The sequence below is a fragment of the Pseudooceanicola sp. genome, from assembly GCF_029213205.1.
Lineage (GTDB): Bacteria > Pseudomonadota > Alphaproteobacteria > Rhodobacterales > Rhodobacteraceae > Pseudooceanicola.
Genome location: NZ_JARGNH010000007.1, coordinates 79,760 through 97,818, shown reverse-complemented (window position 1 = coordinate 97,818; position 18,059 = coordinate 79,760). Strand labels below are relative to the sequence as shown.

Genomic DNA, 18,059 nt, shown 5'->3' with positions numbered 1-18,059 from the left:
GTTCACATTTGGGTCCAGAGCGAGGGAATCGTTGCCATCACGATGCTGTCTTGCAAGACTTACAGCTATTTCCGCCGTCCAGTTTCGCCGTCCATCTACAAAGGTTTTGCCATGGTTCGCCTTGTCGCCGCGCTTTTCTCCCTGGTCCTGTGCATCGGTACCGCAACCGCCCAAACCGCCACCGAACAACCGTTGCCAAAAAAGCGGATGATCGTGACGATGAACACCGACTTCCCGGGCGCTGATCTGCAAAGCCTGTTCGACACCACCTTCGAGGCCTGCCGCAAGACCTGCGAAACGCTGGACCAATGCACGGCCTTTACCTTCAACGCCAAGGCCAACGCCTGTTTCCCGAAAAGCGCTGTCAGCAGCCGGGTGCCATTCGACGGGGCGCATTCGGCGCAAATGATCACGCTGCCGGCGCAGGTGGCGGGCCTGGCGGCGGAACGGGTCGGCGATGTCATGTTCCTTGGCGAGTCGACCCTGCGTGCGGCGCGCAACCTGGCCGAACAGATCGGCTGGATCCACCCTTCGGGGCAGTTTGCCCTGCAGACCATGCTGGACAATTCCCGCGCGCAGCGTGCCTCGGGTGACCTGCTGAACGCGATGCGCTGGATGGGCGGCGCGGTGGCGCAATCCGATGACGCCAGCCAATGGGCCGAATTCGCGCGGCTGCTGCTGATGATCGAGACCGATAGTTCGACGATCCGCAATCGCTATCGCAACCGGGCGCTGAGTGCGGCCGCCAATGCCTATCTGCGGGCCGATCAGGTGCCGATACGGGTCAATGCGTTGATGGTGATGGCGGATGCACTGCGGATCACCAACCGGGGCCGCGACATGATCCCGGCGCTGCGGCTGGCCGAGCGGCTGCAACCGCGCGAAGACATCTCTGCGGCGCTGGATGATGCGATTGCGAAATTCGGCTTTCGGATCACCGAGCACCGGATCGACAGCGATCAGGCGCGGCCGCGGATCTGTGCCGAGTTTTCTGAGCCGCTGGCCAAGGAGGGCGTCGATTACGCCACCTATGTCAAACTGCCGGATGCCTCGATGGCGATCGAGGCGGATGGCAATCAGATCTGCATCAACGGCGGTGCCCATGGTGAACGCTATACCGTGACCTTCCGCGAAGGGATGCCCGCGCGCTCGGGCGAGAAACTGGTCAAGGATGTCGAGCTGCGATTTTACATCCGCGACCGGTCGCCGGTCGCGCGCTTCCCGGGCCGTGCCTATGTGCTGCCCGCCAGCGGCGCCGCGGCCCTGCCGATCGAGACGGTGAACACCGACAAGGTGTCGCTGAAACTGCGCCGGGTGATCGACCGCAACCTGCTGCGCGCCATTCAGGACAGCTATTTCGGCCGCCCGATCTATGGCTGGGAAGAAGAGGATTTCACTTCGGATATCGCCGAGGACGTCTGGCAGGGCATCGGCGAGGTGCAGAATGAGCTGAACCAGGAGATGCTGACCCGGCTGCCGCTGGGCGATGTGTTGCAGGGGTTGGAACCGGGCGCCTACGCGCTGACCGCGACGATTCCGGATGCCGAGAAATACGATTACGAACCGGCCACCCAATGGTTCATCCTGACCGACCTCGGCCTGACCACGATGTCGGGCAGCGACGGGTTGCATGTGTTTGTGCGCGGGCTGGGCGATGCGGCGGCGCGGGACGGGGTCGAGGTGCAGCTTTTGTCACGCTCGAACCGGGTGCTGGGTAGTGCGCTGACCGATGAGGCGGGCTATATCCGCTTTGCCGATGGTCTGACCCGTGGCGCGGGTGGCGCCGCTCCGGCGTTGATCACCGCGCGGGCGGGGGACAATGATCTGGCGTTCCTGTCGCTGACCGATCCGGCCTTTGACCTGTCAGACCGCGGCGTTGAAGGCCGCCCGTCGGCACCGCCGATCGATGTGTTCCTGGCCACCGACCGCGGTGCCTATCGCGCTGGCGAGGTGATCCATGCGACGGCGCTGGCCCGCGACGGGGTGTCCAAGGCGATTGCCGGGCTGCCGCTGACTGCGGTGCTGACCCGCCCGGACGGGGTGGAATATGCGCGGATGACCTCGGGCGCCGATCTGGCAGGCGGCCATGTCTGGGATATGCCGGTGGCCGCCAGCGCGCCGCGCGGCACCTGGCGGATCGATATCCATGCCGATCCCAAGGCGGCGGCGCTGGCCTCACGCGATGTGCTGGTCGAGGATTTTCTGCCCGAGCGGATCGACTTTGATCTGGCCCTGCCCGAGGGACCGATGCGGTTTGACGATGTGCCGCCGCTGACCCTGAGCGCGCGCTATCTGTTCGGCGCTCCCGCTGGCGGGCTGGGGATCGAGGGCGATGTGTTTTTGTCGGCCACCCGCCGCCTGGCCGCCTGGCCCGGCTATCTGTTCGGGCGCCATGACGAGAAGATCTATCGCCGGATGGCCGGGCTTTCCGGTGCCACCACCGCCGAGGATGGCAGCGCCAGCCTGCAGCTTGACCTGCCCTATATCGAGAATCTGGACCGCCCGGCCGAGGCCGAGATCGTGGTGCGGGTGCGTGAAGGCTCGGGTCGGCCGGTGGAGCGGGCGATCACCCGGCTGGTGGCACCTGCGGAACCGATCATCGGCATCCGCAAGGATTTCGATGACGTGGCTCAGGAGAATTCCGAGGCCGGATTCAAGCTGATCGCGATTGGCCCCGACCTCGATCCGGTGGATTTGCCGGTGACCTGGCGCATCAACCGCGTGGAAACCCATTACCAATGGTACCAGCAATACGGCCAATGGAACTGGGAACCCTTCACCACCCGCACCGAAGTGGCCGCAGGCGCCGCGACTCTGGGCGGCGATCCGGTGTCCGTGTCGGCACCGGTCACCTGGGGGCGCTATGAGATCGTTGTGGAACATGACGGCGCAGAGGTTCCGCTTGCCTCATCGGTCAGCTTTTTCGCGGGCTGGTATGCGCCTGCGGACAGCACCACCTCACCGGACACGCTGGAACTGTCACTGGACCGCCCCGATTACGCGATTGGCGACACCGCGCAGGTCCGGGTTGTGCCGCGTTACGCGGGCACCGCTTTGGTGACCGTGCTGTCGAACCGGCTGATCGACATGAAGGCGGTGGCGGTTCACGAAGGTGAAAACCTGATTGATCTGCCAGTGACCGCCGACTGGGGGGCCGGGGCCTATGTCACGGTCTCGGTGATGCGGCCGATGGATGTGGCCGCCGGGCGTAATCCGGCCCGGTCGATGGGGCTGAGCTATGCCAAGATCGACCCCGGCGCCAAGGCGCTGGCGGTCCGCTTTGACGCGCCCGCCGAAAGCGATCCACGCGGGCCGCTGGTGGCCGCGGTGCAGGTTGACGGGGTGGCTGAGGGCGATGTGGCCTGGGTTACCGTCGCGGCGGTGGATCTGGGCATCCTGAACCTGACCGGGTTCAAGACGCCGGATCCGCAGGCGCATTACTTTGGTCAGCGCCGTCTGGGGATGGATATCCGCGACCTCTATGGCCGCTTGATCGACGCCAATAACGGCGCGATGGGGGCGGTGCGCTCGGGCGGCGATGCGTCGGACCGGCAAAGGCTGCAGAGCCCGCCGCCGACCGAAGAGCTGGTCGCCTATTTCAGCGGTCCGGTGCAGGTCGGCGCCGATGGCCGGGCCGAGGTGCGTTTTGATATTCCGGAATTCAACGGCACCGTGCGGTTGGCGGCTCTGGCCTGGTCGGCGACCGGGGTCGGATCTGCCGAGACGGATGTGCTGGTGCGCGACCCGGTGGTGGTGACCGCGACCCTGCCACGCTTTATGGCGCCGGGGGATCAGTCGACCCTGCTGCTGGAAATCGTGCATGCCTCCGGTCCGGTGGGCCGGGCCGGGCTGGATGTGACAGCCAGTGGCGTAACCCTGGACGGGTCCGCGCCCTCGGGCATTGATCTGAGCGACAAGGGCAAGACAGTGCTGCGTCTGCCGGTGACGGCGGGTGAGGTAGGCGATCACAGCATCCGGGTGGCGCTGACCACGCCGGGCGGCAAGCAGCTGACCAAGACGCTGGCGCTGCCGGTGCGGGCCAATGACCTGCCGATCTCGACCACCCGCCGCTTTGATCTGGCGGTGGGCGCAACCTTTACCTTGGATGCCAATGTCTTTGCCGGGCTGCGTCCCGGCACCGGTCAGGTCATCGCGTCCGCCGGGCCGCTGGCGCGGCTGGATGCGCCGGAATTGCTGGCGACGCTGAACCGCTATCCCTATGGCTGCACCGAACAGGTGACCTCAAAGGCGATGCCGCTGCTCTATCTTTCGGCGGTGACCGAGGCGATGGGGCTGGCCAGCAAACCGCAGGTCGATCAGCGCATCACCCAGGCGGTGACCCAGGTTCTGGCCCGGCAGGCATCGAACGGTGCCTTTGGGCTGTGGCGTGCGGGATCTGGCGATTTCTGGCTGGATGCCTATGTCTCGGATTTCCTCAGCCGGGCGCGGGCCGAAGGGCATGTGGTGCCTGACATTGCCTTCCGCAATGCGATGGACAATCTGCGCAACCGGGTCAATTACGCCCCCGATTTCGACGCCAGCACCAATGGTGGCGGTGAGGACCTGGCCTATGCGCTGCTGGTTCTGGCGCGGGAGGGCGCGGCCAATATGGGCGATCTGCGCTATTACGCTGATGTGAAGGGCGAGGATTTCGCCACGCCGCTGGCGGCGGCGCAGCTGGGCGCGGCGCTGGCCTCTTATGGCGATCAGGTGCGTGCCGATGCGATGTTTGCCATTGCCGGGCGGATGCTGGCCGAACGCCAAGAGATGAGCGAAGCGGCGGTCTATCGTGTCGATTACGGCACCAACCTGCGCGACACCGCCGGGGTGCTGTCGCTGGCGGTCGAATCCGGCTCAAACGCGGTCGACCGGGCGCTGCTGGCCAGCCAGATCGGCGCCGCCGAGGGGCCAATGTCGACCCAGGAAAGCGCCTGGACGCTGCTGGCGGCCAAGGCGCTGGTCGATGATCCCAGCGTCGCGGGGATTTCGATCAATGGCGCTCTGGTCGAGGGGCCGATGGTGCGCGCGCTTGAGGCCGAGGCGGCGATCGGCATGGCGATCCGCAACGAGGGCGCGCGCACCACCGACATCACCCTGACCACCATCGGGGTGCCGGATCATCCGGTGCCTGCCGGTGGCTATGGCTATGCGATCGAGCGGCGCTACTACACGCTGGAGGGTCAGCCGGTGTCGCCATCGCAGGTCAAGGCCGGAACCCGGTTGGTCACGGTGCTGAAGGTGCAACCGTTTGAAAAGACCGGGGCGCGGCTGATGGTGGATGATCCGCTGCCCGCCGGGTTTGAGATCGACAATCCGAACCTGCTGCGCGCCGGCGATATCGCCGGGCTGGATTTCGTCAAGACCGTCGAGATCCAAACCACGGAGTTCCGCTCGGACCGGTTCCTGGCGGCGGTCGACTGGCGCTCGGACAAGCCGTTTGAACTGGCCTATATCGTGCGCGCGATCTCGCCGGGCAGCTACCATCACCCGGCGGCGGTGGTCGAGGATATGTATCGGCCGCGCTACCGCGCGCGCAGCGATGCGGGCCGGATCACGGTCACGCCATGAGCCGCCGCGCCGGGCGGGCCCTGGCGGCGCTGACCCTGGTGCTGGGGCTCGGCGCCGCCGGGCGCGATGGGTTTGACGATTGGGTTGGGCGCACCGAATTGCCCGGGCTGGCGCCCGCCACCTCGGTTGAGATGCTGGACCGCAATGGTGTGCTGTTGCGCGCCTATACGGTGGCGGATGGTATCTGGCGGATGGGCGCCGACCCGGGTCGGGTCGATCCGCTGTTCCTGAAGATGCTGATCGCGTTCGAGGATCACCGCTTTGCCGATCATTCCGGCGTCGACCCCCGCGCGGTGCTGCGCGCCGCCTGGCAGGCGCTGCGGCATGGCCGGGTGGTGTCGGGCGGATCGACTCTGACCATGCAGGTCGCCCGGCTGCTTGAGGCCAGCGGCACCGGGAACTGGGCGGGCAAGCTGCGTCAAACCCGGTTGGCGCTGGCGCTGGAGCGGCGGTTGAGCAAGGACGACATCCTGCGGCTCTACCTGACCCTGGCGCCTTATGGTGGCAATCTGGAGGGCATCCGCGCGGCCTCTCTGGCCTGGTTCGGCAAGGAACCGGCGCGGCTGACCCCGGCCCAGGCGGCGCTGCTGATCGCGCTGCCGCAGGCGCCCGAGGCGCGGCGTCCGGACCTGGATCGGACGGCGGCACGGGTGGCGCGGAATCGCGTACTTGACCGTATGGTGAGCGCTGGCTTGCTGAGCCGCGGCGCCGCCGAGGCGGGATTCAGCGAACCGGTTCCGGCCGCGCGCCGCGCCTTTCCAGCATTGGCGCCGCATCTGACCGACCGGGCGCTGGCCGCCGCACCGGAACGGGCGCAACATCTGCTGAGCCTCGATGCCGGGGTGCAGACCGCGCTGGAGGCATTGGCGGGCAAGGCGCTGCGTGGCACCGGGCCGGGGCTGTCGGTGGCGATGGTCGCGGTGGATCACAAGACCGGCGAGATCATCGCCTCGGTTGGATCCGGTGGCTACAGCGGGGCGGACTCCCGGCAGGGGTTCGTCGATATGACCCAGGCGCTGCGCTCTCCGGGATCGACGCTGAAACCGCTGGTCTATGCCCTGGCCTTTGACGCCGGGCTGGCGCATCCCGAGACCCTGATCGCCGACCGGCCGATCGCCTTTGGCAGCTATGCGCCGCAGAATTTCGATGGCGCATTCCGTGGCGACATCCGGGTGGCCGAGGCGCTGCGGCAATCGTTGAACATCCCCGTGGTGATGCTGACCGAGGCGCTGGGGCCGGAACATCTTATGGCTGGGTTGGTCCGGGCCGGGGTCAGGGCGGTGCTGCCCGGCGGCAAGCCGGGGCTGGCGCTGGCACTGGGCGGGGTCGGGGTGACGCTGGAGGATCTGGTGGCGCTCTATGCCGGTCTGGCCGAGGGCGGCCAATCGCAGGCGCTGAGCTATCGGCTGGATGGCGCTGTGGGGACGCCGCGGCGGATCGTGTCGCGGGCGGCGGCCTGGCAGGTCGGACATATCCTGGCCGGTCTGACCCCGCCGCCGGATGCGCCGATGAACCGGCTCGCCTACAAGACCGGGACCAGCTATGGCCACCGCGATGCCTGGGCCATCGGCTTTGACGGGCGCCATGTGGTCGGGATCTGGATTGGCCGCCCGGATGGCACCCCGGTGCCCGGCGCCTTTGGCGGCGACAGCGCGGCGCCGCTGCTGTTCGACGCGTTCCAGCGGCTGAAGCCACAATTCGATCCGCTGCCGCCGCCACCGCCCGAGACCCTGCTGATCGGCGCCTCGCAATTGCCGGAGCCGCTGAAGCGGTTCCGCAGCCGCAGCGCCGAGATCGCGGCGGACCGTGATGCACCGGTGATGGCGTTTCCGCCGGATGGCGCGGTGCTGGAAAATGCCGGGGACGGGCTGCCGGTGAAGGTCCGTGCCGGGCGGGCACCGTTCACCTGGCTGGTCAGCGGGCGTCCGGCAGAGGTCGCGGTGCGCCAGCGCGAGCTGTTGTTGCAGGGGCTGGGGCCGGGATTTTCAGAGATCACCGTGATCGACGCCGAGGGCCGGGCGGCCCGGGTGCGCGTGCAATTGCGCTAGCCGCGGCGGTGACGGACCCGGGGGCTGTCTGCCCCCGGACCCCCGAAGATAGTTTCGACCAGAAGAAGCCGGGGGCGGCCTCTGCCGTCGATCAGATCGTTTCGATTGCCAGGGCGATGCCCTGACCGCCGCCGATGCACATGGTGATCAGCGCCTTGCCGCCGCCAATACGCTCAAGTTCGTACAGCGCCTTGATGGTGATCAGCGCACCGGTGGCCCCGACCGGGTGGCCGAGGGCAATAGCGCCGCCGTTCGGGTTCACCTTGGCCGGATCGAGGCCGAGTTCCTTGTTCACCGCCAGCGCCTGAGCGGCGAAGGCTTCGTTGGATTCGATCACCGCGAAATCGCCAACTGTGAGGCCGGTTTTCGCCAGCAGTTTCTTGATGGCGGGCACGGGGCCAATGCCCATCACCTCGGGGCGGACCCCGGCATGGGCGTAGCCAATGATCCGGGCCTTGGCTTTCAGCCCGGCTTTTTGGGCCGCTTCGGCGGTCGCCAGCACCATGGCGGCGGCGCCGTCATTGATGCCCGAGGCGTTGCCGGCGGTGACGCTGCCGTCCTTTTGGAAGGCGGGGCGCAGCCCGGCCAGCCCCTCGAGCGTGGTTGCGGGTTTGATATGTTCGTCGGTGTCAAAGGCGACGAGGTCGCGCTTGACCTTGACCTCGACCGGCACGATCTGCGATTTGAAGCGCCCGGCCTCGATCGCCGCAATGGCGCGTTGCTGGCTGAGCAGCGCGAAGTCGTCCATCGCGGCGCGGCTGATGTCATGCTCGGCGGCGACGTTTTCCGCCGTCACCCCCATATGGCCGGTGCCAAACGGGCAGTTCAGCGCGCCGAGCATCATGTCGCGCACCTTGATATCGCCCATCTTCTGGCCGAAGCGTTCGGCCTGATTGATATAGGGCGCGCGCGACATGTTTTCGGCGCCACCGGCCAGGCCGAAATCGGCGTCGCCCATGACCAGGGATTGCATGACCGAGACGATGGCCTGGGCGCCCGAGCCGCAGAGCCGGTTGACGTTCATCGCCGGGGTGCTGTCGGGAACCCCCGCCTGGATCGCCGCCACCCGCGACAGATACATGTCGCGCGGTTCGGTGTTGATCACATGGCCAAAGGCGACATGGCCGATCTGTGCGCCCTCGACACCGGCGCGTTCGAGCGCGGCCTTGGTGGCGGTTGTGGCGAGGTCGATCGGAGCGGTGCCCGTCAGGCTGCCACCGAAGGTGCCAATGGCGGTGCGGGCGCCGTCGAGGATGACGATGTCTTGCATGTTGTCTCTCCTTGCTGGTCGGCGCCACGCGCCGGATTGTTTCAGAAACCTCATGCCCGGATGTGCCGCCAGTTGCAACCGGCGCGGATCAGGCCCAGGGGGCGGGTTCGTCCGGGGCAAGCGGGGTGACGGGCAGGATTTGGCGGCCCTCGGCGGTGAGCATGTGGCAGATGCCATCCTCGAACACAGCCGGAAACAGCTCGCGTCCCATCCCGGCACCGCCGTCCAGGTCGATATGATTGCCGAAATGGCGGGGGGCGGGCAGGGCGGTGTGACCATGCACCACCAGCCAGGGATGCGGATCGGGATGGTTCAGGAACTCTCCGCGAATCCAGACCAGATCATCCTCACTCTGATCGGCAAGGGCGATCCCGGGGCGAATGCCTGCATGCACGAACAGCAACTCGTCGCGGATCAGGGTGAGCGAGAGCGTCGCCAGGAAATCGACATGCGACCGGGGCACCGCCGCGACCAGTGCTGCGTGCAGCGCTTCGGGGGATTGCGCGGCCGTCGGATCCACCCCGTAAGAGCGGAAGGCGGCGCCGCCGAACCGGTTGTGAGTCCAGGGAATCCCGGATTTCACCGCCGCGTCGGTGGCGGTTCCGTCCAGCAGGTAGCGGCGCATCATCCGGTCGTGATTGCCCATCAGAAAGGACCAGTTGCGTCCCGCTTCGCGGCCCTGTGACAGGATCTCGATCACCCCGCGCGAATCCGGGCCACGATCAATGAAATCGCCCAGAAAGATCACCTCGTCCGCGTCCGTGGCGCCGTCTGACGCGATCCGGCGCAGGGCCTGTTCCAGCATCGCGCGGTGGCCGTGAATATCGGGGATCACATAGATTGGCATGGCGGCATCTGGCCAGAAGCTGCTGCGGATCTCAAGTGGCAAATTGACGTCTGTCGCGCGTCACAACGGGAGTCTTGTGATGTGCCGCTGAACGGCTTTGGAGCGCGGAGAGCCGCGGCTGCAGCGGAAGAATCTTGAGGATTACCTTAGGTTAAGTAATGTGGAAGGGTCGCCACGAGAGAGGCCTGGCAAAAAGGCGGGCCGGACTGGCCGAGGAAGGATTACTATGAAAGGTATCGCTCTGATATTTATGATCGCGAGCGCGGTCTGTGCCCTCGCTGGAATGATCTGGGGTATCCAGATGTCGATCAGTGGCAATCACACGCTGGCCTCGGCGCATGCCCACCTGAACCTGCTGGGCTGGGTGAGCCTGGCGATCTTCGGGTTCTATTATCACCTGGTGCCGCAAGCTGCCGCGCAGGCTCTGGCCAAGGTGCATCTGGTGGTGGCGCTGGCCGGGGTGGTGATGATCGTGCCGGGGATCGTGATGGCGATCCGAACGACCGGAGAGACGCTGGCGAAGATCGGGTCACTGCTGACAATCGTGTCGATGCTGATCTTTCTGGTGGTTCTGCTGACAAGCAGCCGTCGCGCGGCGTGAGATACGAAATCGGCCGCCCCTTGCTGGGACGGCCGTTCCGGTGTGTAGCAAAGACGTGGTGCGCTTAGCCCAGGTCGAATTCCAGCGGTTTCACCTGTTTGAAGATGCCGGTATCCGTCAGCGCTTTCAGCATCTCGGCGCTGGGTGCCTCGTCGAGATAGAGCAGGGCAATCGCCTCGCCACCATAGCTGGCGCGGCCAAGCGTAAAGTTGGCGATGTTGGCGCCCGCCTTGCCCAGGACCGAGCCCAGGATGCCGATCACACCCGGCGCATCGTTGTTGGTGGTATAGAGCATGTGGTTGCCGACTTCGGCGTCGATATTGATGCCCTTGATCTGGATGAACCGCGGCTTGCCGTCGCTGAAGCAGGTCCCGGCGACCGAACGCTCGCGTTTTTCAGTTACCACCGTCACCTTGATATAGCCGTCAAAGGCGCCGGATTTGGACTGATTGGTGGTCGAGATCTGGATGCCGCGCTCCTGCGCCGCAACCGGGGCCGACACCATGTTCACATCCGGGTTCACCTTTTTCATGATCCCGGCGATCACCGAGCAATTCAGCGCCGCGAGGTTCATTTCGGCAACGGCGCCGTCATACAGAATGTTGATCGCCTTGACCGGCTCGTCCGTCATCTGGCCGATGAAGCTGCCCAGATGTCCGGCCAGCGCGACCCAGGGGCCCATCACCTTGGCCTCTTCGGCGGTCATCGACGGCATGTTCAGGGCGTTTTCGACCGCGCCGTCCAGCAGGTAGTTCGACATCTGCTCGGCCACCTGCAGCGCGACGTTTTCCTGTGCCTCGGTGGTGGCCGCGCCCAGGTGCGGCGTGCAGACGACATTGGGCAGGCCAAAGAGCGGGTTCTCGATGGCCGGCTCGACGGTAAAGACGTCAAAGGCGGCGCCCGCCACATGGCCGGATTTCAGCAGCTCGGCCAGTGCTTCCTCATCCACCAGACCGCCACGGGCGCAGTTGATGATGCGCACGCCCTTCTTGGTCTTGGCCAGGTTTTCCCGGCCGAGGATGTTGCGGGTCTGATCTGTCAGCGGCACATGCAGGGTGATGAAATCGGCCCGCGCCAGAAGCTCGTCGAGCTCAACCTTTTCGACACCCATCTTGTCGGCTTTTTCGTCGCTCAGGAACGGATCATAGGCGATGACCTTCATCTTGAGGCCACGGGCGCGGTCGCAGACGATACCGCCGATGTTGCCGGCACCGATCACACCCAGGGTCTTGTTGGTCAGTTCGACCCCCATGAATTTCGATTTTTCCCATTTGCCGGCATGGGTGGAGGCGGAGGCCTCGGGCAATTGCCGGGCGACGGCGAACATCATCGCGATGGCGTGTTCGGCGGTGGTGATCATGTTGCCGAAAGGCGTGTTCATCACGATCACGCCCTTTTTCGACGCCGCTTCCCTGTCGACGTTGTCGACACCGATCCCGGCGCGGCCGATGACCTTGAGCCGGGTCGCGGCGGCCAGAACCTTGTCGGTGACCTTGGTGGCCGAGCGGATGGCGAGACCATCGTAATTGCCGATGATTTCAAGGAGCTTTTCCTTGTCCTTGCCAAGTTGCGGCTGGAAATCGACCTCGATGCCGCGATCCTTGAAGATCTGAACGGCGGCATCGGAAAGGGCGTCAGAGATAAGTACTTTGGGGGCCATGTTGTGGCTCCTTGTGATACGAGCGACGGGGGAACCCGCGCTTTGGATGTCGGAGAGGTGCGTGCATGGCACGCACCGTTTGATTCAGGATTGCGCGGCGATCTCGACGGAAAAGGCCCATTCGACCCAGGGCATCAGCGCCTGAACATCGGCGGCTTCCACCGTGCCACCGCACCAGATGCGCAGACCCGGAGGCGCGTCGCGATAGGCGCCCAGATCCAGCCCGACACCTTCGGCCTCAAGCCGCTTGGCAACGGCCTTGGCAAAGGCGGCGCCGTCCTTGATCCGGTCGTCGCTGAAGGTCAGGCAAACGCTGGTGTTGGACAGGGTTGCCGGATCCTGCGCCAGGAAATCGATCCAGTCGTGCAGTTCGACGAAATCGGCAATCGCCTTGGTGTTGGCATTGGCCCGCTTCATCAGCCCGTTGAGGCCGCCGACCGAGCGCGCCCAATCGAGTGCCACGAGGTAATCCTCGACCGCCAGCATCGACGGGGTGTTGATCGTCTCACCTCTAAAGATGCCCTCGATCAGCTTGCCGCCCTTGGTCAGGCGGAAAATTTTCGGCATCGGCCAGGCGGGGGTATAGCTTTCCAGCCGCTCGACAGCGCGGGGTGACAGGATCAGCATGCCGTGGGCCGCCTCGCCGCCCAGCACCTTCTGCCAGGAGAAGGTGGTCACATCCAGCTTGTCCCAGGGCAGGTCCTGGGCAAAGGCGGCGCTGGTCGCGTCGCAGATGGTCAGCCCGGCGCGGTCAGTCGGGATCGCGTCGCCGTTGGGAACCCGCACGCCCGAGGTGGTGCCGTTCCAGGTGAAGACGACGTCAGTGTCGAAATCGACGGTTTTGAAATCAATGATCTGGCCATACTCGGCCTCGCGGATTTCCGCGTCGATCTTCAGCTGCTTGGCCACGTCGCTGACCCAGCCAGAGCCAAAGCTTTCCCAGGCCAGCATCGTCGCCTTGCGGGTGCCGAGCAGCGACCACATCGCCATTTCCATCGCCCCGGTGTCAGAGGCGGGCACGATGCCGATCTTGTAATCGGCAGGGATGCCCAGCACCTCGCGGGTGCCCTCGATCGCGGCCTTCAGCTTGTCCTTGCCGATGGTGGCGCGGTGCGAGCGGCCAAGCGCGGCATCGGACAGCTTGTCGAGTGTGAATGTGGGGATTTTGGCGCAGGGGCCAGATGAGAATCGCGGGTTTGCCGGCCGCGCTGCCGGAGCTTCAATAGCCATGAATGCTATCCTTTCAGATAAGCGCCCCTCGTTGGGGAGGGGTGTCCCGCTGCCGGATATATGGCGGATCAGCCAACCTTGCAATGAAGCAGATGTTGCAATCATACGAATGCTTGCCGTATTTTTTCTTGAACCGGTCGTGCCCTGTCGCCTATCGGAAACCTTTGTTGTGTTTTCCGAGGCCCCGCATGCTTCCCGATCCATCCGATTCGACGCCGATGAAAATGCCCGACGGGACCAGCGTGCCGAGCGTGTTTCAACTGACCGGCGTCAAACAGCACCCGAATATCAGTGTCGGCCGCTATGCCTATGCCAGCGACAATGCGCTGCCCGCCGATATCCTGCAGACCATCGCGCCCTACCTGTTCCCCGGGGCGCCGGAAAAGCTGAGCATCGGGCCGTTTTGCCAGATTGCCGAAGGGGTGCGGATCATCACCTCATCGGCCAATCATCCGATGGACGGCGCCACCACCTATCCTTTCGCGATCTTCAACCCGGCGCGGATGGTGTCCTATGCCTTCGAGGTCGGGCCGAAACCGGACACCGTCATCGGCGCGGATTGCTGGATCGGGCGCGACGCGCTGATCCTGCCGGGGGCGGTCCTGGGGCATGGGGTGATCGTGCAGGCCGGGGCGGTGGTGCGCGGCCATGTGCCCGATTACGCCATCGTCGGCGGCAACCCGGCGCAGGTGATCCGGATGCGGTTTCCGGATCCGGTGATCGCCCGGTTGCTCGATCTCGCCTGGTGGGACTGGCCAGAGGCGGCGATCATCGCGGCCATTCCGGCGCTCGAGGCCAATGATATCGACGGGCTGGCGGCGCTGCGCCCCTAGCGAAACCGCGCCGCCTGTGAAATATGACCGCAGGCATCGCCCGGAGGTCCCATGTTCGTCGCAACCCTGCTCACCTCACCCAAGGTTCCCGCCCTCGATCCGGCTCTGGTTGCAGCGCTGCGCAACGCCTGGAGCGGCGGTGACGCGGTCTGGTTGGCGCCGGATGAGGCGGCGGAATTCGCGCTGCCGCGGATGCCTGTCAACCTCTGGGAGGTCTGGGGCGACCTGCAGGCGCAAGGCGTCGATCTGGTGGTGCAGCGCGCCGACGGGCGGCGCAAGAAGATGCTGCTGGCCGATATGGACAGCACCATGATCGAACAGGAATGCATCGACGAACTGGCCGAAGTGGCGGGTGTCGGGGCCCGGGTCAAGGAGATCACAGCGCGGGCGATGAATGGCGAGCTGGATTTCGAGGGCGCGCTGATCGAACGGGTGGCATTGCTGAAGGGCCTGCCGGTCAGCCTCATCGATCAGGTGCTGGACACACGGATCAGCCTGATGCCCGGTGGCCCTGTGCTGCTGGCGACAATGAAGGCGCAGGGCGGTTACGCGGCGCTGGTCTCGGGCGGCTTCACCGCCTTCACGTCGCGGGTCGCCGCAGTTCTGGGGTTTGATGAAAATCGCGCCAACACCTTGCTGAGCGCTGCGGATCTGCTGACCGGCGAGGTCGCCCGCCCGATCCTGGGTCGCGACGCCAAGGTGCAGGCGCTGACCGAGATCACCGCCCGGCTGGGCCTCAGCCCGGATGAGGTGATTGCGGTGGGCGACGGGGCCAATGACCTCGGGATGCTGAAACTGGCGGGCGCCGGGGTGGCCCTGCATGCCAAGCCGATGGTCGCGGCGGAATGCGATATCCGGATCAATCATGGCGACCTGACCGCGCTGGTGTATCTACAGGGCTATGGCCGCGCCGATTTCGCCGCCTGAGGCGCCTCCCTAATTAACGCTTGCTATCTGCGCCAGGAGGGCACTGTCGTAGGACGCCATCGCGTGCGTCGCCTGATGGCCAGAATGGGTCTGGAGGCGATTTGCAAACGCCCCGGAGCGAGTCGGCCGCATCCGCAGCATCCGGTCTGTCCGTATCTGCTGAGGAAGCTGGTGATTGACCGCCCGGACCAAGTCTGGTGCGCCGACATCACCTTCGTTCCAGTTCGGAACGGGTTCCTGTATCTGGTCGCCAGCATGGATTGGGCCACGCGCAAGGTTCTGACTTGGCGGCTCTCGAACACGATGCATGCCGACTTCTGTGTCGATGCGTTGAACGAGGCCATCGCCAAACACGGCCCGCCCGATATCATGAATACGGATCAAGGCGGCCAGTTCACCGGATCGGCATGGATCACGACATTGACCGAGGCCGGGGTGCGCATCTCGATGGACCGGCGCGGACGTTATCTGGACAACATCTTCATTGAGCGTCTCTGGCGAAGCCTGAAACAAGCGGCGATCTACCTCGAAGAAATCAATGATGGCTTCCAGGCCCGGCGTGTCATCAAGAGCTGGATGACATACTACAATACCAAGCGGCCCCATTCCGCGCTTGATCGGTGCCCGCCGGACCAAGCATACCGGACCGGCTTGGAAGAGCAAAAAGCAGCATGAAACCTAAACCCGATACACCTTGGAAACGCTGCGAACCTGTCCGAAAAGATGGGACCACCCCGGTTTTGCGTGCCGCATGACGCGGAGAGACGGCCCACGGGGCACATGTCGAGCCGCCAAAGGGCATCGCGATCAGGCAAAACAGCCCTGATGCGGGGACAGCCTTCCTGATAAGGGGCTGTTTCGGCACCCTGTCAGGCCCGATTTGTCGCAAGACGCCGATCCGGGGCGGCGCTAGGATATGGGCAAAGCCAAAGGGGGCATCATGCCGGACGAGACCAGTAAAGATTTCATTCCGGTGCGGATCGCGGTGCTGACCGTTTCGGACAGCCGGACCCTGGCGGAGGATCGGTCGGGCGACACCCTGGTCGGGCGGATCGAGGGCGCGGGCCATGTGCTGGCCGCGCGCGATATCCTGCCGGACGAACGAGACGCCATCGCAGCCAGGCTGCGCGCCTGGATCGCCGATCCGGCGATTGACGCGATCCTGACCACCGGCGGCACCGGGCTGACCGGGCGCGACGTGACGGTCGAGGCGCATCGCGATGTCTATGAAAAAGAGATCGAGGCCTTTGCCACGGTGTTCACCATCGTTTCGATGCAAAAGATCGGCACCAGCGCGGTGCAATCGCGGGCCACTGGCGGTGTCGCCGGGGGCACCTATCTGTTCGCCCTGCCGGGCAGCCCGGGCGCCTGCAAGGACGCCTGGGATGAAATCCTGGCGGCACAGTTCGATTATCGGCACCGGCCCTGCAACTTTGTCGAGATCATGCCGCGTCTGGATGAACATCTGCGACGGAAATAGCCGCGCCGCCCGTATCACCTGAGTGAACAAGTGGAATCTGTTGCCAACGTCACGCTGATGTGGCTTGGCTACGGCCATTGAGCGACGCTAAAAGGTTCTGTCGGGCCATTGGGTCGGCTCTGGGGAAGATGCCTATGCGGTTTTTGCGGCACAGCCTGACCGGGCTGTTTCTTATGTCTCTCACTCTGGGCCTGCTGCTCTATGCGGGCAGTCTGGTGTTTCAGGCGGTGAGTGACCGGCTGGCGCAGGACCCCAAGGTGCCACCGGCGCGGGAACGGGTGTTCACCGTCAATGTGGTGGCAGCGCAGCCGGAAACCATCACCCCGATTCTGACCGCCTTTGGCACGGTGCAGAGCCGGCGGACATTGGACATCCGGTCGTCGAGTGCCGGGCAGGTGATTGAGCTGCATGACAATTTTCAGAACGGCGGGCTGGTCGAGGCGGGCGCGGTCCTGGTCCGGATCGACCCGGTCAATGCCCAATCCGCGCTGACCCGGGCAGTGACCAATCTGCAGGATGCCGAAGCGGCGCAGCGTGACGCTGTGCGCGGGCTGGAAATCGCCCGCGACACCCTGGTTGCGGCCAAGGATCAGGCCGATCTGCGCGACCGTGCCCAGCAACGGCAAGTCGGGCTGCGGGATCGTGGCGTCGGCACCGAGGCCGCCGTCGAGGCGGCGGAACTGGCGGCCTCGGCGGCCCGTCAGGCGGTGCTCTCTGCGCGGTCGGCATTGGCAAATGCCGAGGCCCGCGTCGATCAGGCGGCGACAGCGCTCGACCGTGCCCGACTGGCCCGGGACGAGGCGCAGCGCGCTTTGGACGACACCACGATTACCGCTGAATTCTCTGGCACGCTGAGCGAGACCGCCGCCGTCGAGGGCGGGCTGGTTTCGGCCAATGAGCGGCTGGCGCAGTTGATCGATGCCGAGGCGCTGGAAACCACGTTCCGGGTGTCGACGGCGCAATATGCCCGGCTGCTGGATGATGACGGCGCCCTGCGCGCCGCACCGGTGACGGTCACCCTGGATGTGCAGGGGATCGGCCTGACCGCGACCGGCCGGATCAGCCGCGCCAGCGCGGCGGTCGGTGAGGGGCAGGTCGGGCGCCAGGTGATTGCCCGGCTCGATGAGGCGCGCGGGCTGAAGCCCGGCGATTTCGTCACTGTCGCCACCGAGGAACCGCCGTTGGAGCGGGTGGTGCGCCTGCCGGCCACCGCGGTGGATTCGGCTGGAACGGTGCTGGTGGTCAGCCAGGACGACCGGCTTGAAGTGCTTGAGGTGCAGCTCGAGCGACGCCAGGGCGACGATGTGCTGGTGCGCGGGCGGGGACTGGCCGGGCGCGATGTGGTGCGCGAACGCTCGCCGCTGCTGGGCGCGGGCATCAAGGTCCGTCCGATCCGCCCCGAGGCGGCCACGGCAGCGCCCGCCGCCCCGGCGATGGTCGAGTTGAGCGATGAGCGGCGCGAAAAGATCCGCAGCTTTATCGAGGCCTCGACCCGACTGCCGGATGAGGTCAAGACCCGCATTCTGGCGCAATTGGCGCTGCCCGAGGTGCCTGCGCAATTGATCGAGCGGCTCGAATCCCGGATGGGGGGCTAG

The 18,059-nt window shown here is 65.5% G+C and carries 11 protein-coding genes and 1 pseudogene; 8 read left to right on the top strand and 4 right to left on the bottom strand.

Features of this window, described 5'->3' with window-relative positions; translation table 11 throughout:
* Positions 1-111 precede the first annotated feature (111 nt).
* Positions 112-5,568, top strand: coding sequence for an alpha-2-macroglobulin family protein (locus tag P1U48_RS07845; RefSeq protein WP_301068390.1), 5,457 nt, complete (start codon positions 112-114; stop codon positions 5,566-5,568).
* Entirely contained in the window at positions 5,565-7,616 is a 2,052-nt protein-coding gene (gene pbpC, locus P1U48_RS07840) for a penicillin-binding protein 1C (protein WP_301068389.1), read from the top strand. Before P1U48_RS07845 ends, pbpC begins: the two co-directional genes overlap by 4 nt.
* Before the next feature lie 91 nt (positions 7,617-7,707).
* Here pbpC and P1U48_RS07835 read toward each other — a convergent pair whose 3' ends face one another.
* Both P1U48_RS07835 and P1U48_RS07830 read right to left on the bottom strand, forming a co-directional pair.
* Complete coding sequence (locus P1U48_RS07835) at positions 7,708-8,886, bottom strand: acetyl-CoA C-acyltransferase family protein (protein WP_301068388.1); 1,179 nt, start codon at positions 8,884-8,886, stop codon at positions 7,708-7,710.
* Between the two features lie 88 nt (positions 8,887-8,974).
* A complete protein-coding gene (locus P1U48_RS07830) occupies positions 8,975-9,733 on the bottom strand; it encodes a metallophosphoesterase (RefSeq protein ID WP_301068387.1) in 759 nt (252 codons plus the stop codon).
* 226 nt (positions 9,734-9,959) lie between these two features.
* Here P1U48_RS07830 and P1U48_RS07825 point away from each other — a divergent pair, with 226 nt between their 5' ends.
* Positions 9,960-10,334: a hypothetical protein gene (locus P1U48_RS07825; RefSeq protein WP_301068386.1), complete on the top strand. Its 375-nt coding sequence runs from the start codon at positions 9,960-9,962 to the stop codon at positions 10,332-10,334.
* Positions 10,335-10,398: 64 nt separating this feature from the next.
* On the opposite strand, the gene serA is transcribed toward P1U48_RS07825, so the two are convergent.
* Positions 10,399-11,994, bottom strand: a complete 1,596-nt coding sequence (gene serA / locus P1U48_RS07820) for a phosphoglycerate dehydrogenase (protein WP_301068385.1) — start codon at positions 11,992-11,994, stop codon at positions 10,399-10,401.
* 84 nt (positions 11,995-12,078) lie between these two features.
* Positions 12,079-13,224 carry a phosphoserine transaminase gene (locus P1U48_RS07815; RefSeq protein ID WP_301068384.1) on the bottom strand — a complete coding sequence of 382 codons (1,146 nt, stop codon included), beginning with the start codon at positions 13,222-13,224 and terminating at the stop codon, positions 12,079-12,081.
* A 224-nt stretch (positions 13,225-13,448) separates the two neighbouring features.
* On the opposite strand from P1U48_RS07815, the gene P1U48_RS07810 reads away from it, so the two are divergent.
* The 5 genes and pseudogenes from P1U48_RS07810 (at position 13,449) to P1U48_RS07790 (ending at position 18,059) form a co-directional block, all read left to right on the top strand.
* Positions 13,449-14,057, top strand: coding sequence for a CatB-related O-acetyltransferase (locus tag P1U48_RS07810; RefSeq protein ID WP_301068383.1), 609 nt, complete (start codon positions 13,449-13,451; stop codon positions 14,055-14,057).
* 51 nt (positions 14,058-14,108) lie between these two features.
* Positions 14,109-14,984, top strand: coding sequence for a phosphoserine phosphatase SerB (serB, locus tag P1U48_RS07805; RefSeq protein ID WP_301068382.1), 876 nt, complete (start codon positions 14,109-14,111; stop codon positions 14,982-14,984).
* A 24-nt stretch (positions 14,985-15,008) separates the two neighbouring features.
* Positions 15,009-15,659 (top strand): annotated as a pseudogene (locus P1U48_RS07800) (IS3 family transposase); the annotation flags it as partial.
* A gap of 262 nt (positions 15,660-15,921) precedes the next feature.
* The gene (gene moaB, locus P1U48_RS07795) at positions 15,922-16,464 is read left to right on the top strand and encodes a molybdenum cofactor biosynthesis protein B (RefSeq protein WP_301068462.1); all 543 of its coding nucleotides are present in this window, start codon (positions 15,922-15,924) and stop codon (positions 16,462-16,464) included.
* Between the two features lie 134 nt (positions 16,465-16,598).
* Complete coding sequence (locus P1U48_RS07790; protein ID WP_301068381.1) at positions 16,599-18,059, top strand: HlyD family efflux transporter periplasmic adaptor subunit; 1,461 nt, start codon at positions 16,599-16,601, stop codon at positions 18,057-18,059.

Excerpts from the sequence above, each read along its gene's own strand:
- P1U48_RS07790 (WP_301068381.1), top strand. The coding sequence starts at position 16,599 with ATGCGGTTTTTGCGGCACAGCCTGACCGGGCTGTTTCTTATGTCTCTC.
- P1U48_RS07815 (WP_301068384.1), bottom strand. The coding sequence starts at position 13,224 with ATGGCTATTGAAGCTCCGGCAGCGCGGCCGGCAAACCCGCGATTCTCA.
- P1U48_RS07845 (WP_301068390.1), top strand. The coding sequence starts at position 112 with ATGGTTCGCCTTGTCGCCGCGCTTTTCTCCCTGGTCCTGTGCATCGGT.
- P1U48_RS07835 (WP_301068388.1), bottom strand. The coding sequence starts at position 8,886 with ATGCAAGACATCGTCATCCTCGACGGCGCCCGCACCGCCATTGGCACC.
- serA (WP_301068385.1), bottom strand. The coding sequence starts at position 11,994 with ATGGCCCCCAAAGTACTTATCTCTGACGCCCTTTCCGATGCCGCCGTT.
- pbpC (WP_301068389.1), top strand. The coding sequence starts at position 5,565 with ATGAGCCGCCGCGCCGGGCGGGCCCTGGCGGCGCTGACCCTGGTGCTG.
- P1U48_RS07825 (WP_301068386.1), top strand. The coding sequence starts at position 9,960 with ATGAAAGGTATCGCTCTGATATTTATGATCGCGAGCGCGGTCTGTGCC.
- P1U48_RS07830 (WP_301068387.1), bottom strand. The coding sequence starts at position 9,733 with ATGCCAATCTATGTGATCCCCGATATTCACGGCCACCGCGCGATGCTG.
- P1U48_RS07810 (WP_301068383.1), top strand. The coding sequence starts at position 13,449 with ATGCCCGACGGGACCAGCGTGCCGAGCGTGTTTCAACTGACCGGCGTC.
- serB (WP_301068382.1), top strand. The coding sequence starts at position 14,109 with ATGTTCGTCGCAACCCTGCTCACCTCACCCAAGGTTCCCGCCCTCGAT.